This is a genomic window from Amycolatopsis iheyensis (genome assembly GCF_024703995.1).
GTDB classification, from domain to species: Bacteria; Actinomycetota; Actinomycetes; order Mycobacteriales; family Pseudonocardiaceae; genus Amycolatopsis; species Amycolatopsis iheyensis.
This window is the reverse complement of sequence record NZ_JAMXQV010000019.1, coordinates 182,886-207,822: the sequence shown is the minus strand read 5'-3', so window position 1 is coordinate 207,822 and position 24,937 is coordinate 182,886. Positions and strand designations below refer to the sequence as shown.

Here is a 24,937-nt window from a genome sequence, read left to right as displayed (position 1 = left end):
GGCTACTTGGTGAAGGTCAGGCAGTTCGCCGCGTGCGAGCCGTCGCCCGGTCCGATGCGGACACTCGAGGCCGTGCACTCCAGCGACGAGTTGTGCCGGCAGTCGGTGCGCGAGCAGGCGCCGACCTGGGCCACGACGCGGTCCAGGCCGCCCTTCGTGTTCAGCGGGACGAACGTGCCGCAGTCGGCCGTGCCGTTGTCGCCGTTGACGGTGATGGCGAACGCGTGGCAGCCGTCGTGGTTGTAGGAGCACCCGCTGACCGTGCACTCGTGCACGGCGGGCATCTCGGTCGTGGTCATGCGCGACTCCTGTTCCGTGGTGGGAAAACAGTCCGGTCCGCTCGACGCTCCCACCCGGGCTCCCGGCCCGCAATTCGCCGGAACGCGGCCGGGTGATTCCCGCCGCCCGGCCGGGTGAGAAACCGCGGCACCGGGTTTTGTCGGTGGCCACCGCTAATGTCTGCCGCATGACCACCACGGGGGACGCCGGATACGGCGACATCGCCAGAGCCATGGCCGAAGCACTGCGCGCGGGCGCGGGCGCCGGCTGGACCACCGCCACGCTGCAGCTGCAGCACACCGGCGGCAGCGTTTCGTGCACCGCCTGGAGCGACGTGACCCAGCACGTGCGCGTCGAGTACACGTCGATCGCGGGCGAGCTGTTCGAACGATCCCCCGCGACGCTCGAAGTCCGGCTCGACACCGCAGGCCGGTACGTCTTCACCGCACGGCCCGACATCGCGGCCATGTCACCCGGCCGGTTGATCTTCGACGGAGACTTCCGTTACCCGGGTCATCCCCGGCCCGGTCTTCCCCGGCCCGCGGCGGCCGAGCCGACCGGCGCGCCGACCGACCCGGCGGTGCTCGCCGAGGTCACCCGGCTGGCCGGCGAGTTCGCCGAGCGGTACGCCGCGATCAAGGGCGGTCCGCCGCCGTGGCCCGGCGCGTGCACGGAGGCGGACCTGGCCGCGGCCGAGGCCCGGATCGGCGCGCGGCTGCCCGAAGACCTGCGCGCGCTCTACCTGGTGGCCGACGGCGACCCGAGCGAAAGCGGCCTGCTCGGTCCCTACTCGCACGACCCGCTGGTCCGGCTCGTCGAGAACTACCTCGAGGGCGATCCCGGTTCCTACGGCTGGGAAGACGAGCTGGACGACGACGGCGTCGTGTTCGAGCCGGTGCCGTTCGGCCGGGTGAAACGCCTGTCCCGCAACGACTGGTGGGTCACCTTCGGCAGCGACCGCGCGATGAACTACCTCCTGACCGACCTCGACCCGGCCGAGGGCGGTTCGGCCGGGCAGGTCCTGGAGTACGGCCGGGACATCTACGGCCCGCTGCACTACGTGGCCACCTCGATCACCGGCATGCTCACAGAGGTCGTCGAGGCGTTGCGCGCCGGCAAGTACGAGGATCCGGGCGGGCCGTACCTGGTCGCGGAGACCGGCCTGCGCGACGACCCGGCCCGGTCCTACAACGAGGTGATCTCGCGGGCGGCCGGCCTCGACCTGGCCGGGGTGGTGGCCGGGACGCCCGAGCCGGAGCTGGTCCAGGAGCTGTACCTCAACGACGCCGCGGAGGTGGATCTCGCGGTCTTCGCGCCGCTGCCCACCCTGCGGGCGCTGGGCGTCAACCGCGCGGCCGCGGTGACCCCGTCGATCGGCGGGCTCGAGCGGCTGGAGGCCCTGCAGGTCGAAGCCCCGCGGGTCGAGCTCGCGGCGCTGGCCGGGCACCCCGGACTGTGGTCGCTCACGCTGAACCGGGTCTCCGAGCCACTCGACATCGACGTGCTGCGCACGCTGCCGAACCTGACCCGGCTGGACCTGTCGAGGTCGGCGGTGGCGGACCTGCGCCCGGTGTGCGACCTGCCGGAACTGCGGGTGCTGACGCTGGACGTGGACCAGCTGCGCGCCCTGATCGAATGCGGGCGTCCACTGCCGCGGCTGGCGGCGCTGTTCGTCACCGGGCGCACGACGTTGGCGGAGATGGCGGCGGTCCGGAGCGTCTTCGCCGCCGGCGCTCCGGAGGCCGTCGTCACCGAGATTTCGGGCGTTCTGCCGTGATGGTCGCGGTTCTTGTCGGTGCCGCCGGGTAAGTTCTCGTCCGTGGACACAGGGGAACGCATCCAGGAACTCGCCGACCGCATCACGGTGCTGCGCGATGCCTACTACCGCGGCTCGCCGGTGGTGGCCGACGCGGAGTACGACGCGGTCGAGGACGAGCTGCGGGGCCTGATCGAGGCGAACCCGGAGCTCGCCCCCGACCCGAACCCCCTGGAGCAGGTCGGCGCGCCCGCGGTGCTGCACGCGCCCGTGCGGCACTCGCGGCCGATGCTGTCGCTGGAGAAGGCGACCAAGCCCGAGCAGGTCGCGGCGTTCTTCGACCGCTTCCCCGGCCAGCCGGTGGTGGTCATGCCGAAGCTCGACGGTCTGTCGCTGGCCGTGGTCTACGAAAACGGCCGGCTGGCGCGGGCGGTCACCCGCGGCGATGGCACGACGGGCGACGACGTCACGCCGCTGGTGCGCGCGCTGACCGACGGCATCCCGGACCGGGTCGAAGCGCCGGGCCGCGTCGAGGTCCGCGGTGAGGCGGTCATGCTGCGCTCCACCTTCGCCGCGTACAACACCGCGCACCCGGACAAGCCGCTGATCAACCCGCGCAACGCGGCGGCGGGCACGCTGCGGGCCAAGGACCCGGCCGTCGTCGCCGAGCGGCGGCTGCGGTTCTTCGCCTTCGACCTGCACACCGACCCCGACAGCGCGGAGACCGACCTCGACAGCGCGTTGCGGGGGCTCGGGTTCACCGCCGCGGACATGCGCCACTGCACCGACGCGGAGTCGGCGCAGGCGGTGATCGGCGAGATCGAGCGGCAGCGCAACGACCTCGACTACGACCTCGACGGCGCGGTGCTGCGGCTGGCGGACCGGGATGCCTACGCCGCGGCCGGCACCCGGTCGAGCTCGCCCCGCGGCGCGCTCGCCTTCAAGTTCGCCGCAGAGGAGAAGACCACCGTGCTGGCCGACGTGGTCTGGGACGTCGGCAAGACCGGCAAGATCGCGCCGGTCGCCTGGCTGGAGCCGGTGTTCGTGGGCGGGACCACGGTCACCCGCGCCACGCTGGCCAACCAGGAGGTGATCCGCGCCCGCGGGATCCGCATCGGCGACACCGTGCTGGTGCGCCGCGCGGGCGACGTGATCCCGTTCGTCGCGGGCGTGCTCGACGAGTCGAAGCGCACCGGCGCCGAGCAGGAGATCGTGCCGCCGACGGTGTGCCCGTCGTGCGGGCACCCGCTGACCGAGCAGGGCAACAGCCGGGAACTGTTCTGCACCAACGTGTCCTGCCCGGCCCAGACGGTCCGGAGGCTGATCCACTGGGCGTCGCGCGCGGCGGCGGACATCGACGCGATCGGCGGGGTGTGGATCGAGCGGCTGGCCGAGACCGGGCTCCTGGAGCACCCGTCGGACTTCTACGGGCTCACCAAGGAGCGGCTGCTCGAGTTCGACCGCATCGGCGAGGTCTCGGCGACCCGGATGATCGAGTCGATCGACGCGAGCCGGGCGGTCGGCCTGCGCCGGGCGCTGATCGGGCTCGCGATCCCGATGGCTTCCGAGGGCACCGCCGCCCGGCTGTGCCGGGCCGGCTTCGGCTCCCTGGAAGACGTGGCCGCCGCGGGCGAAGAAGGGCTCGTCGCGGTCGAGGACATCGGGCCGAAGGTCGCGGCGTCGCTGATCGAGCACCTCACCCGGCTGAAGCCGGAGCTCGAGCGGCTGCGGGAGCGCGGCGTGTCCCTCGACGTGCGCGAGGAGGACCTGCCGCCGGTGGTCGCGGCGGGCGCGCCCCTGGCGGGCAAGACCGTGGTGGTCACCGGCGCGATCAACGACCCGCGCTCGGGTGAGAAGGTCCCCCGCCCGACGTTCCAGCGCCTGTGCGAAAAAGCCGGCGCGACCACGGCATCCTCGGTCTCGGCGAACACCGACATGCTGATCACGGGCGCGGAGGTCGGCGCGGCCAAGCTGACCAAGGCGGAGAAGTTCGACGTCGAGGTCGTCGACCAGGGCGAGATCTGGACGCTGCTGATCGGCGCCGGAATCGTCTAGCCACTAGTCGCTCGCGACCGCCGAGGCGGGCGTGAGATGCTGCGACCGCGCACGGCAGGTCTTAGGCGAGAGGCGGAGCGGGTGACCACCTGGACCGATGTGATCAACTTTGTCCGGACGCGGTACGAGGTGCTGGAGGAGTCCGACGGCTGGCTCCGGTTCCGGCTCAGCGGACCGCGTGAACGGACCCAGCAGGTGGCGGTGCACCACCTGCCCGAGCACGACGGCGGGGCGTGGATCGAGATCTCGTCCCCGGTCGGCCGGGCCGACGAGATCGACCTCCGGCACCTGCTGGAGCTGGCCGGGCAGTCGGCCGTCGGGGGCGCGGGGGTGGTCGACGGCGTCGCGCTGCTCAAGCACACCGTGCCGCTGGAGGACCTCAGCATCGAGCACGAGTTCGAACGCCCGCTGCGGTCGGTCGTGGCCCGTGCGGACGCGCTCGAAGAAGCGCTCACCAAGTCGGACGAGTTCTGACTCCACCGATCCGGCGAAAGCCCCGGCCCCACGGCCGGGGCTTTCTCTTTTCTCCCTTGCGCGCGGACTACACGTGCGTATAGTCGGCTACACAAGCGTGTAGCCGGAGGACTGATGAGTTCCGACGACCTGACCGCCCGGGCCCGGATCCGGGACGCGGCCCTGCGGCAGTTCGGCGAGCACGGGTTCGAGGGCGCGACGATCCGCGGCATCGCCCAGGCCGCGGGTGTCTCGTCCGGGTTGCTGCGCCACCACTTCGGGTCCAAACAGGACCTGCGAGACGTGTGCGACGCGCACCTCGTCGACCTCCTCCGCCGGCTCGACGAGCAAGCGCTCACCGGGCACGGGAACCCCGTCGCGGCCGCGCGGATCGCGGTCGGGCCGTACCGCGCCTACCTCGCGCGGGCCCTCGTCGAGGGCGGCGCCGCGGCGCTGTTCGACGAAATGGTCGAGCTCGGGGCGCGGTGGCACGCCGCCGCCGACCGTGACCGGCCCGATCCGCCGAGCGTCGCGCCCGAGGTCCGCGCCGCGGTCAGCACCGCCATGGCGCTGTCGATCACGGTGCTGCACGAGCACCTCTCCCGCGCGCTGGGTGTCGAGGTGTTCAGCCCCGAAGGCGACGGGCTGCTGGCCCGCGCCCTGATCGACCTGTACGCGCATCCGGTGCTCAGTGCCGAAGACGCCAGGAAGGCACTCGAAGAGATCGAGCGCCACGAGAACCCGTGATCCGCCGGAGGAGACTGCCATGCCGCACGCGACCAGCCCCCGCATCCCGCCGCTCCCGATCGACGAGCTCGAGCCGGACCAGCGCAAGCTCGCGAAGCTGGGCGCCGACACCGTGATCCAGGTGCTCGCGCGCAACCCCGAGCTGATGAAGGCGTCCTCGGACCTCGGCGCCTACCTGCTGAGCCAGAGCCGGCTGCTGCCACGCCTGCGTGAGCTGGCCATCCTGCGGGTCGCGCTGCGGTGCGACGCGCCGTACGAGTGGGCCAACCACGTGCCGGCCGCGCTGGGCGCGGGCGTCACCGAAGCCGAGATCAACGCGCTCACCGATCCCGAGGCGTCCTGGGCGCCCGAAGACGACGCCGTGTTGCAAGCCGTCGACGAGCTGTGTGCCGCGGCCTTCGTCTCCGACGAGACGTGGGCGCGGCTCGCCGCGACCCGCGACCACGCCGAGGTCATCGAGGTGCTCTACCTCGTCGGCTACTACCGGATGATGGCGGGCTTCCTCAACTCCGCCGGGGTGGCGGTGAAACCCGGCCAGCCGGTGCTCGGCGAGCGCGTCGAGCCTCGGCCGGCCGGGGAAGCCACGCCGGTCACCCGGCCGAGCAGCGGCCGGACCGGGGCCGACGGCCGGTGGGACATCACCTTCACCCACCCCGCGGGCAGCAAGCCCCTGGTCCTCGACCTCCAGACCGCCGGCGCCGCGGTGCGCGGGTCCATCACCGACGGCCGGCTCGGTGTCACGGTCCCGATCGTGTCCGGCACCGTCGAGGGCGGCCACCTCGAGTTCACCGCGGAGCTGACCGAACCGGCGCGCTTCGACATCGGCGTGACGGGCACGATCGACGGCGACGTGTTCACCGGGTCGGTGACCATTTCCGGCGGCGGGACGTTCCCGTTCTCGGGCACCCGGGCCGGCTGAAGCCGGCTTCCGTCAGGGTGCGCTCCGGAACCCGCCCGGCGCGACGCCGAACTGGCGTTTGAACGCGTGGGAGAACGCGAACGGTGAGCCGTAACCGACCTTCGCCGCGATCGAGGGCAGCGGGAGGTCGGTGTCCTGCAGCAGCCGCGCCGCCGTCGTCAGCCGCCACCAGGTGAGGTAGGCCATCGGCGGCTGCCCGGTCAGCGCCGTGAACCGGCGGGCGAGGGTCGCGCGGGACAGCCCGACCCGCGCGGCCAGGTCCTCGATCCGCCACGGCGCTTCGGGATTCGCGTGCAACGCTTCGAGCGCGGCGGCGACTTCGGTGTCCCGCAACGCTCGCGGCCAGCCCGCGCCGGGGTTTCCGGCCAGCCACGCGCGGATCAGGTAGACCAGGAGCAGGTCCAGCAAGCCGGTGAGGACCGTGGCCGAGCCCGGCCGCGGCTCGGTCACCTCGCCGCCGAGCAGGTCGATGGCCGCACGCAGCTCCGGGTGCCGGCCGACCTGGGCGGGCAGGTGCACGACGTCGGGCAGGCTCGCGAGCACGGGGTGGCGCCGCGCGTGGGCCAGCCGGTACTTGCCGCAGAGGAACTCGGTCCGGCCGGCCGGGTCGGCGACCGCCGTCTCGAACGGCACCGCGCCGGCCGCGTCCGGGGTCGCGGACAGCGTGTGCGCCCGGCCGTGCGGGACGAGGACGACGTCACCGGCGCCGAGCGGCACCGGCGGGCCGCCGTCCGGGATCAGCCAGCCGCTGCCGCGCAGCAGCACGTGGAAGCCGGCGCCCTCGTACGGCGCGAAGCGGTAGCACCAGTCGTCCCCGGCCCGGAGGCGGTTCGACGTCGGCCGCCCGACCCGCACCGCGGCGATCGCGTCGCTGAGGAGATCCACGCGGTCAGCGTACTGTGAGACGTTCGCGTATCAGAATGAGGATCTCAGGCATGGGAACGCTCATGGTGGCGACCTAGCGTGGAGTCATGCACATCGGTGAGGTCGAAGTCGTCAAGGTCGTCGAGTGGCAGGGTGAGATCGCGCCGGCGAGCACCATCGTCCCGGGCAGCCCGCCCGAGCTGTGGGCGGGCCTGACCTCCGACCACTGGAACCCGGCCACCGGCGGCTACCGCGGCGCGGTCCAGACGTGGGTGCTGCGCAGCGAGGGCCGGGTCGTCCTGGTCGACACCGGCGTCGGCAACGACCGGCGCCGGCCGCAGATCCCGCTGTTCGACCACCTCGCGACGCCGTTCCTCGACCGGCTCGCCGCGGCCGGCGTCCGGCCCGAGGACGTCGACGTCGTGGTCAACACGCACATCCACTACGACCACGTCGGCTGGAACACCGAGCTGCGCGACGGCGAGTGGGTGCCGGCGTTCCCGAACGCCACCTACCTGATCCCCCGCGCCGACCAGGTGTACTTCGACCCGCGCAACGCGCACCGCCGGGCCGCGCCGCGCGATGAGCGGGAGCGGCTGCGCCGCGAAGGCAGCCTGCTCGTCTACGCCGACAGCATCGCCCCGGTGCTCGGCCGCGCGCGACTGTGGGAAGGCCGCCACCGCGTCGACCGCAACCTGACGCTCGAGGCCGCGCCGGGCCACACACCCGGCTCGTCCGTGCTGCGCCTCGCGTCCGGCTCGGACCGCGCGGTGTTCGTCGGCGACCTGCTGCACAGCCCGGTGCAGATCCTGGCGCCGGAGCACAGCAGCTGCTTCTGCGAAGATCCGCGTCAGGCGGCGGCGACCCGGCGGAGCGTCCTCGAGCGCGCGGCCGACGAGCGGGAGCTGGTGGTGCCGGCGCACTTCGCGGGTCAGGCGGCGGCCGAGGTCGAGCGCGACGGCAGCCGCTTCGCGATCCGCGGCTGGGCGGGGTGAACCCTTTCGCGGGGCCGGCGCCTCTTATGGGGGTGAACACGTCGAACAGGAGGAACGCGTGACCGGCTGGGTCAGTGAGCGGCTCGTCGAAGCGGCGCAGGGTGGTGATCTCGCGTCGATCACCGCGGTGGTGCACGGGGCCCATCCCCACGTGCGGCGCTTCGCCGATCACCTCTGCGCGTCCCCGCAGGACGCGGAGGACGCCGCGCAGGAGGCGCTGATCGTCCTGTACCGCAAGATCGGCTCGCTGCGCGCGACGGCGGCGCTGGCTTCGTGGATGTTCCGGATCGTCCGCAACGAGTGCCTGCGCCGGGCGAGGCGCCGGTTCGCCGAGGACACCGACGCTCCGGCGGGCCTCGCGGAGTCGGCCGAGGACGAGGTCCTCAAGCGGCTGGAAGCGGAACGCGTCGCCGAGGCGATCGGCTCGCTGCCGGACGTCCAGCGGCGAGTGCTGATCCTGCGGGACGTGCTCGGCCACCCCGGGCGGGCGGTCGCCGAGGAGCTCGGGCTGAGCACCGCGGCGATGAAGTCCCAGCTGCACCGCGCCCGTGCGGCGCTGCGGCTCCGCCTGCCCTGACCCCCCTTCGCCGAAAGGAAACCCCATGCTCGAACCCGGCTCCCCCGCGCCCGAACTCGTTCTGGAAGACCTGCTTCTGGAAGACACCGACGGCCGGCCCGTCCACCTCGCCGGCCGCGCGGCGCTGGTCTACTTCATGCGGTCGGCGACGTGCCCGGTCTGCACCCGGCACGTCCGCGACCTCGCCGCCGACGCGGACACGTTCGCCGCCGCCGGTGTCCGCGTCTTCATCGCCGTGCCCGAGGACCGGGAGACGGCGGCCGCGTGGCGGGCGAAGCGGCGGATCCCGTTCCCGGTCCTGGTCGGCCGCCGCGGGACACCCCACGAGCTGGTCGGCCTGAGCCGGGCGGTCTTCGGGGCACTGCAGCGCTCGGGCAGCGTCCTGCTCGACGTCGACGGCATCGTGCGGCACGCCCACAGCGCGGTCATGCCCACCGGCAGCTACGACAAGAAGGGCGTCGCCGCGGCTGTCGCGGCGCTGCGCGCACCCACCTGACCGGACTCAGCGCAGCGGCTCGACCGCCTCCCGACAGAAGGGCACCCCCCGCCGCTGTCGCAGCGCCCACCTGACCGGACCCGAACCCCGGCACCCACCTGACCGGACTCAGCGCAGCGGCTCGAGCGCCTCCCGACAGAAGGGCACCCCCGCCGCTGTCGCAGCGCCCACCTGACCGGACCCGAACCCCGGCACCCACCTGACCGGACTCAGCGCAGCGGCTCGAGCGCCTTGGCCAACGGCTCCAGCACCGCCGGCGTGTGCGGCGGCGGCAGGTACACGATCGCGAGGTCGAGACCGACTTCGCCGAGTGCCTCCGCTTCCGCCGCGACCTTCGCGTAGTCGTGGTCCGGGCCGAGGCGGACGTGCGAGGACAGCGTGATCTCGGCCGGGTCGCGGCCGATGTCCGCGCAGTGCGCGTGCAGCACGTCGCGCTTGTGCGCGAACTCCTCCGGTGTGCCGCCGACGAAGTTCCAGTGCTGGGCGTACTTCGCGGTCGTGCGCAGGGTGCGCTTCTCGCCGCTGCCGCCGATGCAGATCGGCGGGTGCGGTGTCTGCACCGCCTTCGGCTCGCAGCGGGCGTCGGTCAGCCGGTAGTGCTCGCCCTGGAACGTCGTGGTCTCCTGGGTCAGCAGCCCGACGAGCACCTCGCAGGCTTCCTCGAACCGGTCGCTGCGCTCCTTGACCGAGCCGAGGCGCATGCCGTACGCGCCGGACTCCTCTTCGTTCCAGCCGGCGCCGATGCCGATCTCCAGGCGGCCGCCGGAGACGATGTCCAGCGTCGCGGCCATGTTCGCGAGCAGCGCCGGGTGGCGGTAGTGGATGCCGCTGACCAGCGTGCCCACCCGCAGCCGCTTCGTGGCCTGGGCGAGGGCGGTGAGCGTGACCCAGCCTTCCAGGCACGGCCCGCTCGAATCGGAGAAGATCGGGTAGAAGTGGTCGAAGGTCCAGCCGGATTCGAACAGCTCGATCTCGTCGGCGGCCTGCCACACGGCGAGCATGTCGCTCCAGGCGGTGTCCTGGGGCGAGGTCTTGATGGCGAATCGCATGATCTTCATCGTATCCCTGGAGTCCCTCCAGGACCGGGCTGCGGGCGTGGTGGTCACATCACCGTCCGTGTTCATCGACGCCCTTCCAGGTAATCACTCGTCCGTGGCTCTTCGCGGGGAAAACCGCCACGAATGCCGCAACGGGAGCTACTCAACGTCGAGTTCCGCGTGGAGATCCCCGGCTTGCGTGACCGCTTCGAGTTGTCCTTCCCGACGGAGATCACTTTTGGCTAGGCGCCGGAACCGTTGCCGTGCCACGGAATCCTTGCGCGCCGTAGCGCTTTTGATAGCGTGGCCGAGCTTTCCCCCGCCGCCGGGTCACGTCCCGGCTCGGCATCCCCCTGCGTTTTCCTCGTGCATTCCGGCGAAAGGAATTCTTCATGCGCACCACCATGCTCCGAACCGGGAGCCTGGCCGGCGTGACCGTCGCCGTACTCGCCGCCACCGCTGGGATAGCGGCCGCGGACGACAGCGTCACCGGGTCCGCCTTCGGCGCGTCCGCCACGGTTTCCCTGCTGCCCGGCGTGCTCACCGACAGCAAGGGCATCACCGTCGAAACCGGGCAGCTGGCGAAGTCCGCGAGTGCCGGCCCGAAGTCGGCCAGCATCGCCGACGTCCCGCTGAAGGGCCTGGTCACCGCGAAGGCGATCGCCAGCTCGGTCGTGGACGGCGCCGGTTCCGTGGCCGCCAAGGCGAGTGTCGCCGAAGCGACGTTGCCGCTGCTGGCCCCCGTGGCCGGCCGCGTGCCGTCGATCCGGCTGATCAGCGCCCGCTGCGCGTCGGCCGACGGGCACGTCACCGGCAGCAGCGACCTCGCGAACGTCAACCTCGGCAAGCTCGGCACGCTCCCCGCCGCCACCTCGCCGAACCAGAAGCTCGGCATCCCCGGCGTCGCCGAGATCACCGTCAACGAGCAGCTCCAGCGCTACGACGGCAGCCTGGAAGTCACCGCGCTGCACATCAAGCTCCTCGGCGGCAAGACCACCGGCGCGCTCGGCAGCGGCGACGTCAAGCTCGCTTCGGTGACCTGCGGCCCGTCGAAGGAACGCGCACCCGAGGCGCCGCCGAAGCCGGAGGGCCCCGGCCAGGTGGTCGTCGTCCCGGCCGGCGCCCCGCAGACCGGCGACGGCAGCCTCGCCACCGAGGGCTGAGCCCGATGCGTCGCGGTTTCCTCCTCCTCATCGCCGCCGTCGCGCTGCTCCTCACCGGGTGCGGCGCGACGGCGACCCCGCCGGCCGCCGCCCCGGCGGCGACCCCGTCCGCGGTCGGCCTGAAACGGTCCCTGCCGACCGCGCTCGACGTCCCGGCCATCGACGCGAAGTCGACGCTGGTGCCCCTCGGCCTCAACCCCGACCGCACGGTCGAGGTGCCGCCGGTCGACCAGCCGCTGCAGGCCGGCTGGTACGAATACGGCCCGACACCCGGTGAGGTCGGCCCGGCGGTGATCCTCGGCCACATCGACGGCGACCACCGGAAAGGCATCTTCTGGCGGCTGCACGAGCTGAAGCCGGGCGACCCGGTGCACGTCACCCGCGCGGACGGCGGCAACCTGACGTTCGAGGTGTCGAAGGTCGACCAGATCGCGAAGAAGGAGTTCCCGACGGAAGCCGTGTACGGCAACACTTCCGACGCGGAACTGCGGCTGATCACCTGCGGTGGCAAGTACGACGCCGCCGAGCGCAACTACCTCGACAACGTCATCGTCTACGCCAAGCTCAAGAAGTGAGGTCTCCTTCCGCTTCGTTGCGCTTCGCGTAGAACGCCACCTTTTCCTCGTCCACGGTCACGCCCAGCCCCGGTCCGGCCGGCACCTTCAGCCGGCCGCCGGTGAGCTGGAGCGGCTCGACGATGTCGTCGTCGTGCAGGTAGTACATGCTGTCGATGGCCCGGGAAAGCACCGGGGTGCTCGCGACGACGGCCAGGTGCGCGGCCGTCGCGATGCCCAGCTCGCCGCCACTGTGGAGGTTCATCCCGAGCCCGAACGTCTCGCAGTGCGCGGCGAGCGCCTTGGTCGCCGCGATGCCGCCCCACTTGTAGACGTCACCGTGGATGACGTCGACCGCGCCGAGCCGCACGGCCGGCGCGAACTCCTCGAACCGGACCACGCACATGTTGGTGCACAACGGGATCCGCACCTTCGCGCGAACCTGCGCCATGCCCTCGATGCCGACGCACGGGTCCTCCAGGTACTCGAGGTCCAGCTCTTCGAGGGCGAGCCCGGCGCGGATCGAGTCGGGCACGGACCAGGCCGCGTTCGGATCCACGCGCAGCTCGACGTCCGGCAGGGCCCGCCGCAGCTCGCGCATGATCGCGACGTCGCCGCGGACGTCCTTGGTGCCCTTGAGCTTCACCGCGGTGAAGCCCCCCTCGGCGACGACTTTCGCGGCGTACTCCCCCAGGCCCTGCGCCAGTTCCCGGCCGGCCGCGCCCGGGGCGTCGGCGCGGGTGATCAGCGCGGTGATCGGGACCTCGTCGCGGACCGGGCCGCCGAGCAGGTCGGTCACGGACTGGCCGGTGCTCTTGCCGATCAGGTCCCAGCAGGCGACGTCGAGGGCGGCGAGGGCGGCGTACCCGAGGTAGCCGTGGAAGAACGGCACCATGTGGTGGCGCCGGTGGAACGCCTCCAGTGCGAACGGGCTGGTGCCGACCAGCTCCGCGCCGAGCTTGCGCACCAGCGCGGCGACCGGGCGGCCCCACATGGTTTCGCCCCAGCCTTCGACGCCGGTGTCGGTGCGCAGGCGCACGACGGTGCGGGTCTCGCCCGTCTTCGTCTCGAACGAGCTGGTGAACGGGTTGGTCAACGGCAGGTTCACGACCCGCACGTCGACGTCGGTGATCTTCATGCCTCCCCTTCGGCGTGGGTTGCGCGGGTGGCCGCGTCGAACGCGCGAATCGCGTCCGCCAGCGCGGTCACCCGGTCTTCGAGCAGGTCCGCGCCGCCCTCGGCGGTCGCGGCGGTGGCGTCGTCGGTGCTGCCGCCCACCCGGGCCCACTCGCCGTGGCGTTCCACGGTCAGACCGGGGTAGGGCGGTTCGGCGAACAGCGGCGGCGGTGTGACCTCGGCGCGCTTCTCGCGGGCGCGGACGAGATCTTGATGAGCGGCGAGCATCAACGACGTTTCGTAGTGGCCGGCGTGGCCGGGAGTGCCACCGTCACCGAGCGAGAAGTAGGAGCAGGCGGCGAGCGCGACGTCGGCGCGCAGGGCGTACTCCTTGACCGCGAGCCGCATGATCTCGTCGTTGCCGCCGTGGCCGTTGACGACGAGGACCCGGCGGAAGCCGCTGGTGGCGAGCGAGTCGAGGACGTCGGCGAGCACGCTTTGCAGGGTCGAAGCCCGCAGCGAGACCGCGGCGGCGAACAGGTGGTGCGGGCTGTGCCCGAACGGCAGCGCGGGCAGCCGGATGGTGGCGGGGGTGCCGTGGAGCCGGTCGAGCGCCCGGTCGGTGACGGCTTCGGCGAGCATCGTGTCGGTGCCCATGGGCAGGTGGCCGGCGTGCTGCTCCTGCGAGCCGATCGGCAACACCGCGATCGCCCGCTGGGCCGCGTCGCGCACCTCGCGCCAGGTCATCCGGGTCAGTAGCGGCATGTGGTCTCCCCTCCGAAGGCGGCCCATGGCATCGTGGCCGCATGAGTACCGGCGAACGTCCGGCCTTGCGGCTGGTGCCGGCGCCGGTCGCGGCCGACGCGGGGCCGGTGCCGGGCGCCGTCGAGTTGCTGCCCGGGCGTGTCCGGGCCGCGCTGCTCGATCTCTCCGGTGCCGTTCTCTGGAGAGCCGAGGCCACCTACCCGTCCGGCACCACCGACCAGGCGGCGATCGACGCCGCGCTGGAACAGGTCACCCGTTTCCCCACCCCGCCCACCGCTGTCGGTGTGGCCGCGGCGGGCCTGGTCGACGCGGAAGCCGGGGTGATCATCGAAGTCAACGAGGTGCCCGCGCTGCACGGCTACCCCGTCGCCGATGTGCTGGCCAAGCTGGTGCACGCCCCGGTGCACGTCGAACACCGGGCGCGGCTGCAGGTGCTCGGCGACCGGTGGTTCGGCGAAGGCCGCGGCCGCACGACGTTCGCCTCGGTCTCGACCGGGGAGGTCCTCGGCGTCGGCCTCCTGTACGACGGCGAGGTGCTCGCCCCACCGGGTGGGCGCAGCGGCGCGCACATGACCGTCGCCGCCAGCGGGCTGCCGTGCACCTGTGGGGCCCGCGGCTGCTGGAAGACCGTCGCGACCACGCCGTGGCTGCGCGCCGAAGCCGAGCGACGCGGCCTCGAAGCACGCGCGGTGCGGGACCTCGCGGGCGACCCGCTGCTCGACGAGTACGCCGCCAACATCGCCCTCGGCCTGGTCAACATCCAGCAGCTGTTCGCCCCCGGCCTGTTCGTGCTGCACGGCGAAGCCGCCGAGGGCGGCGAGCGGTTCCGAGCGCGGATCGAGCAGCGGCTGCGCGAGGATTCGTCGTGGGCGCGCAGCGCCGAGCCGCCGCGGGTCGTGGTCCACCCCGGCCCGGCCGACGACGTCGCCCTGCTCGGCGGCGCCGGTCTCGTGCTGTCGCGCCGCTGACCCGCTCACGTCGTCACCGCGTGCCGCCGGGCCAGCCGCGGGTCCGGGTTCGGCACCGCGTCGAGCAGGCTCCGCGTGTACTCGTGCGCCGGCGCCGAAAACAGCTGCCGCGACGACGCCAGCTCGACGATCTTCCCGGCCCGCAGCACCGCGACGCGGTCCGAAATCCGTTGCACCACAGCCAGGTTGTGCGACACGAAGACGTAGGTCAGCGCCAGCCGGTCCTGCAGGTCGGCCAGCAGGTCCAGCACCTGCGCCTGCACCGAGACGTCGAGGGCGCTCGTCGGCTCGTCCAGCACCACCAGCCGCGGTTCCAGGGCCAGTGCCCGCGCGATGGAGATGCGCTGGCGCTGCCCGCCGGAGAACTCGTGCGGGTAGCGGTCCTGCGCCTGCGACGGCAGGCCGACCGCGTGCAGCAAGCCCGCGACGCGGTCGCGCACCTTCGCCCGGCCGCGCCGGCCCCGCAACGCCGGATCGTGGGTCACCAGCGGTTCGGCGACGATCTCGGTCACCCGCAGCCGCGGGTTCATGCTCGAGTACGGGTCCTGCAGCACCACCTGCATCTCGCGCCGGACCTTGCGCAGCCGCGCCGCCCCCAGCGAGAACAGGTCGTCGCCGTCGAAGCGGACCGTGCCCGCCGTGGGGTCCTCCAGCCGCAGCAGCAGCCGGGTCAGGGTGGTCTTGCCGCTGCCGGACTCGCCGACCACGGCCAGGGTCTCCCCCGCCACGACGTCGAGGTCGACCCCGTCCACCGCGGCGAGCGCGCCGTAGTCCTTGCGCAGCCCGCGGATCTCGGCCAGGTTCGTCATGCCCGCTCCAGCTTCGGTGTCGCACGCAGCAGTTCGCGCGTGTAGTCCTCCCGCGGTTCTTCGAACAGCGGCACGACGTCGCCGGTCTCGACCACCCGGCCCGACTTGAGCACCACGACCCGGTCGGCCACTTCCGCGACGACGCCGAGGTCGTGCGTGATGAGCAGGATCGCCATCCCGTGCCGGCGCTGCAGGTCCACCAGCAGCTCGAGGATCCGGGCCTGCACGGTGACGTCGAGTGCCGTCGTCGGCTCGTCCGCGATCAGCACCCGCGGCCGGCCGACCAGGGCCATCGCGATCATCACGCGCTGGCGCAGCCCGCCCGAAAGCTGGTGCGGGTACTGCGAAGCCCGTCGTTCCGGGTCGGGGATCCCGGCTTCCCGCAGCGCTTCCACGGCGGCTTTCGCCGCGGCGGCCCGGGACGCCCCCTGGTGCTTCCGGACGACCTCGGCCACCTGCACGCCGACCCGGCGCACCGGGTTGAGGCTGGTCATCGGGTCCTGGAAGACCATGGCGACGTCGTTTCCGCGGATGCGCCGCAGGTCCTTTTCGGACAGTTTCAGCACGTCCCGGCCGTCGAGCAGGATCTCCCCGCCCGCGTACACGCACGGTGGTTCGGGGTTGAGCCGCAGCACCGAGAGCGCGGTGGCGGTCTTGCCGCTGCCCGACTCCCCCACCAGCGCCAGGGTTTCCCCCTCGGCCACGGACAGGCTCACCCCGTCGGCCGCGGTCACCGTGCCGGTGTCCACGCGGAACTCGACGTGCAGGTCGTTGATCTCCAGCAGGCTCATGAGCGGTACGCCTTCGGGTCCGCGACGTCGCGTAGGACGTCACCGGTGATGTTGACGGCGAGCGCGGTGAGCATCAGCGCGACGCCGGGGAACACGGCCACCCACCAGGACGTGCCGAGGTAGAGCTGGCCGTCGGCGAGCATCCCGCCCCAGGTGACCGTCCGCTTGGGCACGCCGAGGCCGAGGTAGCTCAGCGACGACTCGGCCACGATCGCCGCGGCGACGTGCAGCGTGCCGATGGTCGCCAGCGGCGCCAGGACGTTCGGCAGCAAGTGGCGGCGCATGATGGTCAGGTCCGTGACGCCGATGGCGCGGGCCTCGGTGACGAACTCCCTGGTGCGCAGGGACAACACCTCGGCCCGGATCACTCGCGCGTAGGACACCCAGCCGGTGAAGCCGAGCACCAGCACGACGTACCACAGGCCGGAGCCGAGGAAGCCGACGATGGCCAGCGCCAGCAGGATCGACGGGAACGCCAGCTGGATGTCGGCGATCCGCATCAGGATCCGGTCGAACCAGCCGCCGAGGAACCCGGCGACCAGGCCGACCGCGGCGCCGACGACCCCCGCCAGCAGCGCGGCGCACGCGCCGACGAGCAGCGACACCCGGGCGCCGTAGCAGAGCCGGGACAGGATGTCGCGGCCGAGCTGGTCGGTGCCGAGCAGGTGCGAGGCGTCACCGCCGGTGGTCCACGCGGGTGGGTGCAGCCGCACGAGGAGGTCCTGCGCACCCGGGTCGTACGGCGCGATCAGCGGCGCGAAGAGGGCGACGAGCACCATCAGCGCGAGCACGGTCACGGCGATCAGGCCGAGCTTGGTCCGCAGCACGGCGCGGACGACGTTGGGGCGCGCCACCCGGGCGGCCGGAACAGCGATGGCGGTCACGCGGTCACCCGCACCCTCGGGTCGAGAATCGTGTAGGACAGGTCCACCAGCAGGTTCACCACGACGAACGTGGCCGCGAAGAACAACACCGCGGCCTGCACGAGCGGGAAGTCGCGGTTCTGGATCGCCTCGACGGTCAGCCGGCCGAGACCGGGCCACGAGAACACCTGCTCGGTGAGGATCGCGCCGCCGAGCAGGCTGCCGACCTCGAGGCCGACGACGGTGACCACGGGCAGCGCGGCGTTGCGCAGGCCGTGGCCCAGCACGACCCCGGCCGTGCCGAGGCCCTTCGCCCGCGCGGTGCGGATGTAGTCGGAGCCGAGGACGTCGACCAGCGAAGTCCGCAGCAGCCGGGCGATCACCGCGACCGAGTACACCGCCAGCGTCACCGCGGGCAGCACGAGGTGGGCGAAGCCGCCGTACCCGGACGCGGGCAGCACCTGCAGCTGCACCCCGAAGATCAGGATCAGCAGGATGCCCACCCAGAACGCCGGCGTGGACTGTCCGATGAGGACGCCCGTCATCACGCCGGTGTCGCCCGCCCGGCCGCGGCGCAGCGCGGCGAAGGTGCCGGCCGGAACCGCGAGCACGAGCGCGATGAGCAGGGCCGCGCCGGCCAGCTCCAGCGTCGCCGGGATGCGGGAGAACAGGACGTCGGCGACCGGCTGGTCGTAGACGAGGGACGTGCCCAGGTGCAGCCGCGGCAGGCCGCCGAGGTAGTCGAGGTACTGGGTGAGCAGCGGCCGGTCCAGCCCGAGACTCGCGCGCAGCGTGGCTTCCTGCTGGGCGGTGGCGTCGGGCGGCAGGATGAGCTTGACCGGGTCGCCGGAGAGGCGGACGAGGAAGAACGCGGCCGTGGCGACGAAGAACAGCACCACGACGGCGGTCAGCACCTTCGTCCCGGCCACGCGCAGCGCCCCGGACCGCGCGGCGGCCGGCCGGGTCACGGCGACGGTGGGCGCGGTCACGGGGTCACCGTCGCCTTCGCCATGCCGAGCACGCCGACGACGCCGGGTGTCCACTGTGGACGCGTGTTGACCGCGTAGACGTTGTCGATCTGGTAGAGGAACACGAACGGCGCCTCCTGTTTCAGGAGCTGCTGGAGCCCGGTGAACGCACGCTGCCGGTCGGCGGGGGCGAGGGACTGCTCTTCGGCGTCCACCAGCCGGTCGGCGTCGGCGTTGTGCCAGCGGCTTTGGCGCCGGTCGTGGCGGACGTTGGACTGCACGAGGCTTTCCGCGTCGAGCGTCCAGCCGGTGCTGGCCGCGAGGTAGATCGGGCCGAGCGCGCTGCGGTTGCTGGAGGTGAGCCGGCTGGTGTAGGTGCCCGGGTCGACCAGGTTCACGCGGGCGCGGACCCCGGCGCGGGCGAGCAGGCCTGACACGGCTTCGGCGAGGTTCGAGTCGTCGGTCCGCGCGGTGAGCGAGGTGTCGAACCCGTCCGGGAAGCCGGCTTCGGCGAGCAGCCGCTTCGCCAGCCCGACGTCGCGGGCGAACGGCGTGATCGACGGGTCGAACCCGAAGGACTCGCGCGGGAACATCGTCGGGACTTCGCGGGCCTTGCCGTCGAGCACGGCCTTGATCAGCAGCGGGACGTCGACGGCGTGGTTGAGGGCCCGGCGCACCCGCACGTCACGCAGCGGCCCGTCGGTGGTGTCGAGGGAAAGGTAGGAGGTGCGGATGCCCGGGTAGTTGCGGATCGAGACGCCCGGATAGCCCTTCAGCTGGAGCGCGGCGTCGGGGGTGAGCCCGGCGACGATGTCGACCTCGTCGCTCTGCAGGGAGGCCAGCGCCGAGGACGGGTCGGCCATCGGGAGGAACACCAGCTCGTCGTAGGCCGGTTTGCCGCCCCAGTACGCGGGGTTCGCGCGCAGCCGCAGCTGGTGGTCGCGCTGGAACTCGCCGAAGGTGAACGGTCCGGTGCCGACGGGGTGCTTCGCGAACCCGGCCGAGCCGACTTCCTTGAGGTACTTCGGCGGCACGGCGACGCCGCCGAAGAGCGACACCTTGGCCGGGATGATCGGGTCGGGGGCGCTGCAGCGCAGGTCCACGGTGGCCGCGTCGACCACGACGGCCTGCTTGACATAGCGCAGCTCGACGATCGGCGACTTGGTCGCGGGGTCCAGGAGCCGGTTGATGCTGAACGCGACCGCGTTGGCGTCGCACGGCTCGCCGTTGTGGAACTTGACGCCGGGGCGCAGCTTGAACCGCCAGGTCAGCGGGTCGGGCGAGGTCCACGACAGGGCGAGGCCCGGCGCGAGCCGGTTGTCCGGACCGCGCGTGGTGAGCGTGTCGAACACGTTGGTCAGCACGTTCATCGAGGTCAGGTCGCCCTGCTTCTGCGGGTCGAGCGTCTTGGGGTCCGACGCCTGCGCGACGCGGAGCACGGTGCCGGTGGCGCCGGCGGCGCTGCCGCACGCGGACAGCAGACCGGGCAGGGCCAGCGCGGGGAGCGCGAGCCCACCGAGCCGTAGGGCGTCGCGGCGCGACAGTGGGGACACGGCGCCTCCTTTCCGTCTTGCGGAAGAACGTTCCGTCACACGGAACGTGATTGCGCTAAGCTAGGCGTCGTGAACAAGGCTGTCAACGCTTCACCCGCCACCCGGGGCGCGGTCGAGAAGACGCTCGAAGTCCTCGCGACGCTCGCCGGCCCCGGCGGCCCGCACCGGCTGGCCGACCTCGCCCAGGCCTGTGACCTGCCGAAACCGTCCGTGCACCGGATGCTGCAGTCGTTCACCGACGCCGGGTACGCGCTCGGCGCCGGCAACGGCCGCTACACCGCCGGGCCGCGGTTGCTCGGGCTCTCCGCGGCGGCGCTGGCGGGCTTGAAGCCGGCGCGGCCGGTGCTGGCGGATCTGCAGCGGCGGAGCGGGCACACGGTCCACTACGCGGTGCGCCACGGCGACCGGGCGGTGTACGTCGAGAAGCTGGAGCCCGAGCAGGCCTACCGGCTCAACACCCGGCCCGGCGGCGAGGTGCCGCTGTACTGCACCGCCGTCGGCCGCGCGATCCTGTCCCGGCTCCCGGAGTCCGAAGTGGACGCGGTGCTGGCCGCGCCGCTGGCCGCGCGCACGGCCAAGGCGCTGACCGACCCCGCGGCGATCCGGCGTGAGCTGGCCACTGTGGACAGTGCGGGGTACGTCGTGGACGACGAGCAGTTCGAGGCACACGTCCGCTGCCTTGGCGCCCCGGTGCTCGACGCCGCCGGCGCGGTGGTGGGCGCGGTGAGCGTGTCGGGGCTGACGTTCACGCTCCAGCCGTCGAGCTTCGAGACACTGGGGCCGCTCGTCGCCGAGGCGGCGAACCGGCTCTCGGCGGTGCTGGCCGAGACCACGCTGCGAGCCGTCGATGCTCGCTGAACTCCTCGCCCGGGCTCGCGACGCCCGGGTGTTCTCCGCGGCCGCGTGGTCGGTGGGCACCGCTGACGGCGTTCTCGACCGCGGCATGCTCGGCACCCGCTGGTGGGACGGCCCGGCCGCGGTCGAGACCAGCCGCTGGGACCTGGCGTCGGTGACCAAGCCGATCGTCGCCCTGGTGATCGCGGCACTGGCCGAGCGCGGCGCGCTGTCGCTGGACGACCCGCTCGCCCGCCACCTGCCGTCCTATGCGGACACCGACAAGGCGTCGATCACCGTGCGGCAACTGCTGACCCACACTTCAGGCCTGCCGGGCGGCACGCCGTTGTGGCGCACGCACGGCACGCGCGAGTCGCTGCTCGAAGCGATCCGGACGACGCCGCTGCCGCCCGGCCGCCGGGTGGAGTACTCGTCGCAGGGGTTCATCCTGCTGGGGCTCATCGCCTCGACGCACGCCCCGCTGGACGAGCTGGTCGCGGAGTACGTGACCACGCCGGCGGGCATGACCGCGACCGCGTTCGGACCGGTGCCGGACGCGGTGGCGACCGAGGACTGCGGGTGGCGCGGCCGGGTCGTGACCGGGCAGGTGCACGACGAGAACGCCGTGGTGCTGGGCGGCGTTTGCGGCCACGCCGGGTTGTTCGCGCCGCTGGCCGACCTGGAACGGCTGGGCCAGGTGCTCGCGGGCGGCGCCGCTCCGCTGCTGAAGCCGGCCACGCATGCCGAGATGATCGCCGGCCACACTGTCGGCTTGCGGCGGGGACTGGGGTGGCAGGGCCTGGACGTGCCGGGGTCGCCGGTGGGCGTCTCGCTCGCACCGGATGCCTACGGGCACACGGGGTTCACCGGGACGAGCCTGTGGGTGGAACCTTCGCGCGGGCGCTACTACGTGCTGCTGACCAACCGCGTGCACCCGTCCCGGGCGTCGGACGCGATCGCTTCGGTGCGCCGCGAGTTCCACGACGCCGCGGTCCGGATCTAGATCGAAACGACCGTGCGGGAGGTCAACCGGCCCTTCTCCGGGTCCCGCGTGACCTCGCCCGCCGCCACCGCCGCGGTCAACGCGCCCACGGTGTCCTCCGCGCGGTAGATCGTCTCCAGCAAGGTGAACCGCTGCAGTTCGGCCACGGTGGACCGGCCGCGCCGCGCCACCTCCGTCAACAGCGCCCGCCGCAGCGGAAGCAGTTGCGGGGTCAGCGAAATGTCGACCAGCGTGCCCTCCGGGTCGCGGGGGTCGCGGTAGCGGATGCCCGCGAACTCGTCCACCGCCCACAGCTCGTTCTTGAACGTCGCGAGGTGGCGGCTGTCCGCCGTCGCGAACGCCAGGACGTGGGTGCCACCGTCCTCGGCCACCAGGTCCACCGCCACCACGCAGCCCAGACCGGCCGCCCGCAGCCGCTCCCGGTGCTCGCCCGGCTCGGGACTGGTCAGCACGACCTCGTGCGCCTTGCCCCGCGCCAACGACGCCGGCCACGAGCCGACCCCCGACAGGTGGGCCAGCATCGGCCCGCTCACCTCGACGTCCTCGAGCGCGTCGACCGTCCGCACGCCCAGACCGGCCGGAACCGGCCGCGGCGCGGCGCGGCCGACGACCACGACGTCGAGGTGGTGGTCTTCGAGCCGGTCGGCGAACTCGCCGAACACCCGGAAGGCGTCGGCGGCGAAGTCACCGCATTCGACGTACGTGCCGCCGCGCTGGGACCGCAGCACCGTCGCGGTCCACGCGTCGAGGTACCGGACCAGCACGTCCCGTTCGACCGAACCGTGCGGGTCTCGGCGCGGGGCGCGCTCGGCCACCTTCCGGTTCTACCGCACGGGGCCGTGCCACACCAGACGGTGCGTCAGGCCGACGCCACCCGGACGTGCGCGCGTTCCCCTTGACGGCCGATCAAGCTCAGGAACTCGACCGGACCCGCGCCGGTCGCGCCGAACCAGTGCGGCGTGCGGGTGTCGAACTCGGCGACTTCACCGGCCTTCAGCAGGAGGTCGTGCTCGCCGAGGACGAGGCGGAGCGTGCCGTTGAGCACGTAGACCCAGTCGTGCCCCTCGTGCGTGCGCGGGTTCGGCTGGTCGTCCCCGGCGGGCAGCACGAACTTGTACGCCTGGATCCCACCCGGGCGCCGGGTCAGCGGCAGGACCGTCGCCCCGTTTTCGCCGGCGATCGGGCGCAGGTGGACGCGCGGGTCGCCGGTGGCGGGCGCGTCGACGAGCTCGTCGAGCGTGACCCCGTACGCCCGCGCGAGCGGCAGCAGCTGCTCGAGCGTCGGCCGGCGCAGGCCCGCCTCCAGCCGCGACAGGGTGCTCGCCGAGATGCCCGTCTGCTCGGCCAGCGCGGTGAGCGTGGTCTCCCGCTGCTGGCGAAGGCGCTTCAGCCGCGGCCCGACGGCGTCGAGCGCGCGATCGATCGTCTCGTCCATGCCCCTACTTTGCCATTCGGCAAATTTCTTTGCCAATCTGCCTGGTCGCGGCGCACGGTGGTGCCCATGACGCACGATTTCGACCAGCCCTACTGGGAACAGCACTGGCGGCAGGCCCCGCGGCACGCCGCCGGCGCGCCCAACCCCCACCTCGTCCGCGAGACCGCCGACCTGCCGCCCGGCACGGCACTGGACGCCGGCTGCGGCCGCGGCGCCGAGGCCCGCTGGCTCGCCACCCGCGGCTGGGCCGTCACCGCGGTGGACATCGCGGCCGAGGCCCTCGACGACGCGCCGGGCGTGCGGTGGGTCCGGGCGGACCTGACCACCTGGACGCCCGGGACCGCGTTCGAGCTCGTCACCACGCACTACGCGCACCCTTCGATGCCGCAGCTGGCGTTCTACGACCGCGTCGCGGGCTGGGTCGCCCCCGGCGGCACGCTGCTGATCGTCGGGCACGGCGGGCAGCACGCCCACGCGCCGGTGACGCCGGAGGCCGTCACCGCGCGGCTCGACCCGTCGGCTTGGACGGTCGTCACGGCCGCCGAGCACGTCCGCGAGGTGCCCGGCCGGAGCGTCCCCCTGCACGACGTCGTCGTGCGGGCCCGGCGGCGCGGCGGGATTGATCGACCGGAGCGCTGAATCCCAGCGAAAAAGCGCGTTGGACCGTGGCCCGGCCGCGGCCGATACTCGTTTCATGCAAAGCGAAACGCCGGACCTGGTCCGGTTGCTGCGGCACTTCGCGGCCCGCGTCCTGGCGCTGGCCGGGTTCTCGGCGCTGGTCGGGTTCACGACCGTCGCGCTGGCGCTCGCCGTGGCCGGGTTCGCGATGCTGTTCTTCCGGGTGCGGGAGTCCTCAGGCGAGTAAGTGCGCCAGCAGCTCCCGCGCGGCCGGGTTCGCCGGCACCGCTCCGCGGCCGACGAGGTGAATCGCCCGGTTCAACCCCGGCCGCTCGACCCGCGCCCACGGCAACCCCGCGTGCTCCGCCACCGGCCGCGGGACGATCGAAATCCCCAGCCCCGCCGCCACCAGCTCCACCAGCAGCGGCATGTGCGTCGCCTCGCAGACGCGGTTCTGCCGCACCCCCGCCTCCGCGAAACGAGCGGCGACCATCGCCTGGATCCCGCTGCCGCTGAACTCGACGAACGGCTCGTCGTCGAGCTCGGCCAGGCGGATCCGGCGGCGGTGGGCCAGCCGGTGCCCCGGGTGGCCCAGCAGGACCAGGTCCTGGCCCCACTTCGCGAAGCTGACCAGCTCGCCGGGCAGCGGGTCCGCGCCCGCGACGAACGACAAGTCCAGTGCGCCGTCGCCGACTCCGGCCAGCAGGTCGGGCACCGTGCTCTCGCGCACGTGGATCCGGACGCCCGGGTACCGCACGCGAAACTCCCGGAGCTTGGCCGGCAGGTCCACGACGGTCAGCGTCTGGATGGTCCCGATCGACACGCGCCCGCGCGTCAACCCGGCCACGGCGGCGACCTCGCCGCGCGCCGCCACGACGTCGGCGACGATCCGGTGGGCCAGCGGCAGGAGTGCCCGGCCCGCTTCGGTGAGCGCGACGCGCCGGGTGGTCCGGTCGAACAGCGGCGTGCCGAGCTCGCGTTCGAGCTTGCGGACCGACGCGCTCAGCGCCGACTGCACGACGTGCACGTCGTGGGCGGCCGCGGTGAAACTCCCGGTCCGCACCACCGCGAGGAAGTGCTCGACCTGCCTCAGCTCCATCGGCCGACCTTAGCGACCTCCACAGTGATCGACCGGTCAACCAGCGCCCACCAGATCCAACGGTCGGCTCGCGTACCCGGACAGTCGGCTCGCGTACCCGGAGGGTCGGCTCGGCAACCGACCCTCCAGGTACGCGAACCGACCCTTCCAGTACGCGAGCCGACTCTTCCAGTACGCGAGCCGACCTGTCTTGTCCCCCGTGCGAGCTACTCGTGATGTC

Annotated in this window: 28 protein-coding genes; 15 read left to right on the top strand and 13 right to left on the bottom strand. The window is 72.8% G+C overall.

The features are described from left to right. Positions 1-2 precede the first annotated feature (2 nt). Positions 3-299 carry a DUF1540 domain-containing protein gene (locus M8542_RS32435; protein ID WP_257924101.1) on the bottom strand — a complete coding sequence of 99 codons (297 nt, stop codon included), beginning with the start codon at positions 297-299 and terminating at the stop codon, positions 3-5. A 167-nt stretch (positions 300-466) separates the two neighbouring features. Between M8542_RS32435 and M8542_RS32430 the strand changes: the two genes are divergently transcribed. The 5 genes from M8542_RS32430 to M8542_RS32410 all read left to right on the top strand — a co-directional run bounded on the left by M8542_RS32430 (position 467) and on the right by M8542_RS32410 (position 6,209). After that, entirely contained in the window at positions 467-2,056 is a 1,590-nt protein-coding gene (locus M8542_RS32430; protein ID WP_257924100.1) for an SMI1/KNR4 family protein, read from the top strand. A 42-nt stretch (positions 2,057-2,098) separates the two neighbouring features. Then, on the top strand, positions 2,099-4,090 hold the full coding sequence (gene ligA, locus M8542_RS32425) for an NAD-dependent DNA ligase LigA (RefSeq protein WP_257924099.1): 1,992 nt from the start codon (positions 2,099-2,101) through the stop codon (positions 4,088-4,090). Between the two features lie 81 nt (positions 4,091-4,171). Then, positions 4,172-4,564 (top strand): hypothetical protein, encoded by a 393-nt coding sequence (locus tag M8542_RS32420; protein WP_257924098.1) that lies wholly within the window; start codon positions 4,172-4,174, stop codon positions 4,562-4,564. A 114-nt stretch (positions 4,565-4,678) separates the two neighbouring features. Continuing rightward, positions 4,679-5,290 carry a TetR/AcrR family transcriptional regulator gene (locus M8542_RS32415; protein WP_257924097.1) on the top strand — a complete coding sequence of 204 codons (612 nt, stop codon included), beginning with the start codon at positions 4,679-4,681 and terminating at the stop codon, positions 5,288-5,290. 19 nt (positions 5,291-5,309) lie between these two features. Continuing rightward, a complete protein-coding gene (locus M8542_RS32410; protein ID WP_257924096.1) occupies positions 5,310-6,209 on the top strand; it encodes a carboxymuconolactone decarboxylase family protein in 900 nt (299 codons plus the stop codon). A gap of 12 nt (positions 6,210-6,221) precedes the next feature. On the opposite strand, the gene M8542_RS50415 is transcribed toward M8542_RS32410, so the two are convergent. After that, positions 6,222-7,094 (bottom strand): AraC family transcriptional regulator, encoded by an 873-nt coding sequence (locus M8542_RS50415; RefSeq protein ID WP_257924095.1) that lies wholly within the window; start codon positions 7,092-7,094, stop codon positions 6,222-6,224. 86 nt (positions 7,095-7,180) lie between these two features. On the opposite strand from M8542_RS50415, the gene M8542_RS32400 reads away from it, so the two are divergent. Genes M8542_RS32400 through M8542_RS32390 form a run of 3 tightly spaced genes read left to right on the top strand, consistent with a single transcriptional unit; the run spans position 7,181 to position 9,141 of the window. Beyond that, complete coding sequence (locus tag M8542_RS32400) at positions 7,181-8,068, top strand: MBL fold metallo-hydrolase (protein ID WP_257924094.1); 888 nt, start codon at positions 7,181-7,183, stop codon at positions 8,066-8,068. Between the two features lie 58 nt (positions 8,069-8,126). After that, on the top strand, positions 8,127-8,645 hold the full coding sequence (locus M8542_RS32395) for an RNA polymerase sigma factor (protein WP_257924093.1): 519 nt from the start codon (positions 8,127-8,129) through the stop codon (positions 8,643-8,645). A 25-nt stretch (positions 8,646-8,670) separates the two neighbouring features. Further along, positions 8,671-9,141, top strand: a complete 471-nt coding sequence (locus M8542_RS32390) for a peroxiredoxin family protein (RefSeq protein WP_257924092.1) — start codon at positions 8,671-8,673, stop codon at positions 9,139-9,141. Between the two features lie 209 nt (positions 9,142-9,350). On the opposite strand, the gene M8542_RS32385 is transcribed toward M8542_RS32390, so the two are convergent. Next, positions 9,351-10,190: an LLM class F420-dependent oxidoreductase gene (locus M8542_RS32385; protein WP_257924091.1), complete on the bottom strand. Its 840-nt coding sequence runs from the start codon at positions 10,188-10,190 to the stop codon at positions 9,351-9,353. A 380-nt stretch (positions 10,191-10,570) separates the two neighbouring features. On the opposite strand from M8542_RS32385, the gene M8542_RS32380 reads away from it, so the two are divergent. Together M8542_RS32380 and M8542_RS32375 are read left to right on the top strand one after the other, a co-directional pair. Further along, positions 10,571-11,341 (top strand): choice-of-anchor P family protein, encoded by a 771-nt coding sequence (locus M8542_RS32380; RefSeq protein ID WP_257924090.1) that lies wholly within the window; start codon positions 10,571-10,573, stop codon positions 11,339-11,341. A 5-nt stretch (positions 11,342-11,346) separates the two neighbouring features. Continuing rightward, positions 11,347-11,916 carry a class F sortase gene (locus M8542_RS32375; RefSeq protein ID WP_257924089.1) on the top strand — a complete coding sequence of 190 codons (570 nt, stop codon included), beginning with the start codon at positions 11,347-11,349 and terminating at the stop codon, positions 11,914-11,916. On the opposite strand, the gene M8542_RS32370 is transcribed toward M8542_RS32375, so the two are convergent. After that, a complete protein-coding gene (locus tag M8542_RS32370) occupies positions 11,906-13,033 on the bottom strand; it encodes a mandelate racemase/muconate lactonizing enzyme family protein (protein WP_257924088.1) in 1,128 nt (375 codons plus the stop codon). The genes M8542_RS32375 and M8542_RS32370 overlap by 11 nt on opposite strands. After that, the gene (locus M8542_RS32365; RefSeq protein ID WP_257924087.1) at positions 13,030-13,776 is read right to left on the bottom strand and encodes a creatininase family protein; all 747 of its coding nucleotides are present in this window, start codon (positions 13,774-13,776) and stop codon (positions 13,030-13,032) included. The genes M8542_RS32370 and M8542_RS32365 overlap by 4 nt, the downstream gene beginning before the upstream one ends. A gap of 41 nt (positions 13,777-13,817) precedes the next feature. Here M8542_RS32365 and M8542_RS32360 point away from each other — a divergent pair, with 41 nt between their 5' ends. Then, complete coding sequence (locus M8542_RS32360; protein WP_257924086.1) at positions 13,818-14,744, top strand: ROK family protein; 927 nt, start codon at positions 13,818-13,820, stop codon at positions 14,742-14,744. 5 nt (positions 14,745-14,749) lie between these two features. Here the strand turns inward: M8542_RS32360 and M8542_RS32355 are convergent, their stop codons facing one another. From M8542_RS32355 to M8542_RS32335, 5 genes are read right to left on the bottom strand one after another with little or no spacing between them, the layout of a single operon-like run. Next, a complete protein-coding gene (locus tag M8542_RS32355; RefSeq protein ID WP_257924085.1) occupies positions 14,750-15,553 on the bottom strand; it encodes an ATP-binding cassette domain-containing protein in 804 nt (267 codons plus the stop codon). Next, on the bottom strand, positions 15,550-16,344 hold the full coding sequence (locus tag M8542_RS32350; protein WP_257924084.1) for an ATP-binding cassette domain-containing protein: 795 nt from the start codon (positions 16,342-16,344) through the stop codon (positions 15,550-15,552). Before M8542_RS32350 ends, M8542_RS32355 begins: the two co-directional genes overlap by 4 nt. Further along, positions 16,341-17,228: an ABC transporter permease gene (locus M8542_RS32345; RefSeq protein ID WP_257924083.1), complete on the bottom strand. Its 888-nt coding sequence runs from the start codon at positions 17,226-17,228 to the stop codon at positions 16,341-16,343. The genes M8542_RS32350 and M8542_RS32345 overlap by 4 nt, the downstream gene beginning before the upstream one ends. Continuing rightward, positions 17,225-18,196: an ABC transporter permease gene (locus M8542_RS32340; protein WP_257924082.1), complete on the bottom strand. Its 972-nt coding sequence runs from the start codon at positions 18,194-18,196 to the stop codon at positions 17,225-17,227. The genes M8542_RS32345 and M8542_RS32340 overlap by 4 nt, the downstream gene beginning before the upstream one ends. Continuing rightward, on the bottom strand, positions 18,193-19,728 hold the full coding sequence (locus M8542_RS32335) for an ABC transporter substrate-binding protein (RefSeq protein WP_257924081.1): 1,536 nt from the start codon (positions 19,726-19,728) through the stop codon (positions 18,193-18,195). Before M8542_RS32335 ends, M8542_RS32340 begins: the two co-directional genes overlap by 4 nt. Positions 19,729-19,797: 69 nt before the next feature. Here M8542_RS32335 and M8542_RS32330 point away from each other — a divergent pair, with 69 nt between their 5' ends. Continuing rightward, positions 19,798-20,586 (top strand): IclR family transcriptional regulator, encoded by a 789-nt coding sequence (locus tag M8542_RS32330; RefSeq protein ID WP_257924080.1) that lies wholly within the window; start codon positions 19,798-19,800, stop codon positions 20,584-20,586. Continuing rightward, positions 20,576-21,565, top strand: a complete 990-nt coding sequence (locus M8542_RS32325; RefSeq protein ID WP_257924079.1) for a serine hydrolase domain-containing protein — start codon at positions 20,576-20,578, stop codon at positions 21,563-21,565. Before M8542_RS32330 ends, M8542_RS32325 begins: the two co-directional genes overlap by 11 nt. Here M8542_RS32325 and M8542_RS32320 read toward each other — a convergent pair. Further along, positions 21,562-22,380 carry a hypothetical protein gene (locus M8542_RS32320; RefSeq protein ID WP_257924078.1) on the bottom strand — a complete coding sequence of 273 codons (819 nt, stop codon included), beginning with the start codon at positions 22,378-22,380 and terminating at the stop codon, positions 21,562-21,564. The two genes, M8542_RS32325 and M8542_RS32320, sit on opposite strands and share 4 nt — an antisense overlap. A gap of 44 nt (positions 22,381-22,424) precedes the next feature. Beyond that, entirely contained in the window at positions 22,425-23,000 is a 576-nt protein-coding gene (locus tag M8542_RS32315) for a helix-turn-helix domain-containing protein (protein WP_257924077.1), read from the bottom strand. Between the two features lie 66 nt (positions 23,001-23,066). Between M8542_RS32315 and M8542_RS32310 the strand changes: the two genes are divergently transcribed. Together M8542_RS32310 and M8542_RS32305 are read left to right on the top strand one after the other, a co-directional pair. Beyond that, positions 23,067-23,639, top strand: a complete 573-nt coding sequence (locus M8542_RS32310; RefSeq protein ID WP_257924076.1) for a class I SAM-dependent methyltransferase — start codon at positions 23,067-23,069, stop codon at positions 23,637-23,639. Between the two features lie 55 nt (positions 23,640-23,694). Beyond that, positions 23,695-23,865 carry a hypothetical protein gene (locus tag M8542_RS32305; protein WP_257924075.1) on the top strand — a complete coding sequence of 57 codons (171 nt, stop codon included), beginning with the start codon at positions 23,695-23,697 and terminating at the stop codon, positions 23,863-23,865. On the opposite strand, the gene M8542_RS32300 is transcribed toward M8542_RS32305, so the two are convergent. Continuing rightward, positions 23,854-24,717, bottom strand: coding sequence for a LysR family transcriptional regulator (locus M8542_RS32300; protein ID WP_257924074.1), 864 nt, complete (start codon positions 24,715-24,717; stop codon positions 23,854-23,856). The two genes, M8542_RS32305 and M8542_RS32300, sit on opposite strands and share 12 nt — an antisense overlap. Between the last annotated feature and the right edge of the window lie 220 nt (positions 24,718-24,937).

Excerpts from the sequence above, each read along its gene's own strand:
- M8542_RS32435 (WP_257924101.1), bottom strand. The coding sequence starts at position 299 with ATGACCACGACCGAGATGCCCGCCGTGCACGAGTGCACGGTCAGCGGG.
- M8542_RS32430 (WP_257924100.1), top strand. The coding sequence starts at position 467 with ATGACCACCACGGGGGACGCCGGATACGGCGACATCGCCAGAGCCATG.
- M8542_RS32415 (WP_257924097.1), top strand. The coding sequence starts at position 4,679 with ATGAGTTCCGACGACCTGACCGCCCGGGCCCGGATCCGGGACGCGGCC.
- M8542_RS32410 (WP_257924096.1), top strand. The coding sequence starts at position 5,310 with ATGCCGCACGCGACCAGCCCCCGCATCCCGCCGCTCCCGATCGACGAG.
- M8542_RS32400 (WP_257924094.1), top strand. The coding sequence starts at position 7,181 with ATGCACATCGGTGAGGTCGAAGTCGTCAAGGTCGTCGAGTGGCAGGGT.
- M8542_RS32390 (WP_257924092.1), top strand. The coding sequence starts at position 8,671 with ATGCTCGAACCCGGCTCCCCCGCGCCCGAACTCGTTCTGGAAGACCTG.
- M8542_RS32385 (WP_257924091.1), bottom strand. The coding sequence starts at position 10,190 with ATGCGATTCGCCATCAAGACCTCGCCCCAGGACACCGCCTGGAGCGAC.
- M8542_RS32380 (WP_257924090.1), top strand. The coding sequence starts at position 10,571 with ATGCGCACCACCATGCTCCGAACCGGGAGCCTGGCCGGCGTGACCGTC.
- M8542_RS32375 (WP_257924089.1), top strand. The coding sequence starts at position 11,347 with ATGCGTCGCGGTTTCCTCCTCCTCATCGCCGCCGTCGCGCTGCTCCTC.
- M8542_RS32370 (WP_257924088.1), bottom strand. The coding sequence starts at position 13,033 with ATGAAGATCACCGACGTCGACGTGCGGGTCGTGAACCTGCCGTTGACC.
- M8542_RS32365 (WP_257924087.1), bottom strand. The coding sequence starts at position 13,776 with ATGCCGCTACTGACCCGGATGACCTGGCGCGAGGTGCGCGACGCGGCC.
- M8542_RS32360 (WP_257924086.1), top strand. The coding sequence starts at position 13,818 with ATGAGTACCGGCGAACGTCCGGCCTTGCGGCTGGTGCCGGCGCCGGTC.
- M8542_RS32355 (WP_257924085.1), bottom strand. The coding sequence starts at position 15,553 with ATGACGAACCTGGCCGAGATCCGCGGGCTGCGCAAGGACTACGGCGCG.
- M8542_RS32350 (WP_257924084.1), bottom strand. The coding sequence starts at position 16,344 with ATGAGCCTGCTGGAGATCAACGACCTGCACGTCGAGTTCCGCGTGGAC.
- M8542_RS32325 (WP_257924079.1), top strand. The coding sequence starts at position 20,576 with ATGCTCGCTGAACTCCTCGCCCGGGCTCGCGACGCCCGGGTGTTCTCC.
- M8542_RS32315 (WP_257924077.1), bottom strand. The coding sequence starts at position 23,000 with ATGGACGAGACGATCGATCGCGCGCTCGACGCCGTCGGGCCGCGGCTG.
- M8542_RS32310 (WP_257924076.1), top strand. The coding sequence starts at position 23,067 with ATGACGCACGATTTCGACCAGCCCTACTGGGAACAGCACTGGCGGCAG.
- M8542_RS32305 (WP_257924075.1), top strand. The coding sequence starts at position 23,695 with ATGCAAAGCGAAACGCCGGACCTGGTCCGGTTGCTGCGGCACTTCGCG.
- M8542_RS32300 (WP_257924074.1), bottom strand. The coding sequence starts at position 24,717 with ATGGAGCTGAGGCAGGTCGAGCACTTCCTCGCGGTGGTGCGGACCGGG.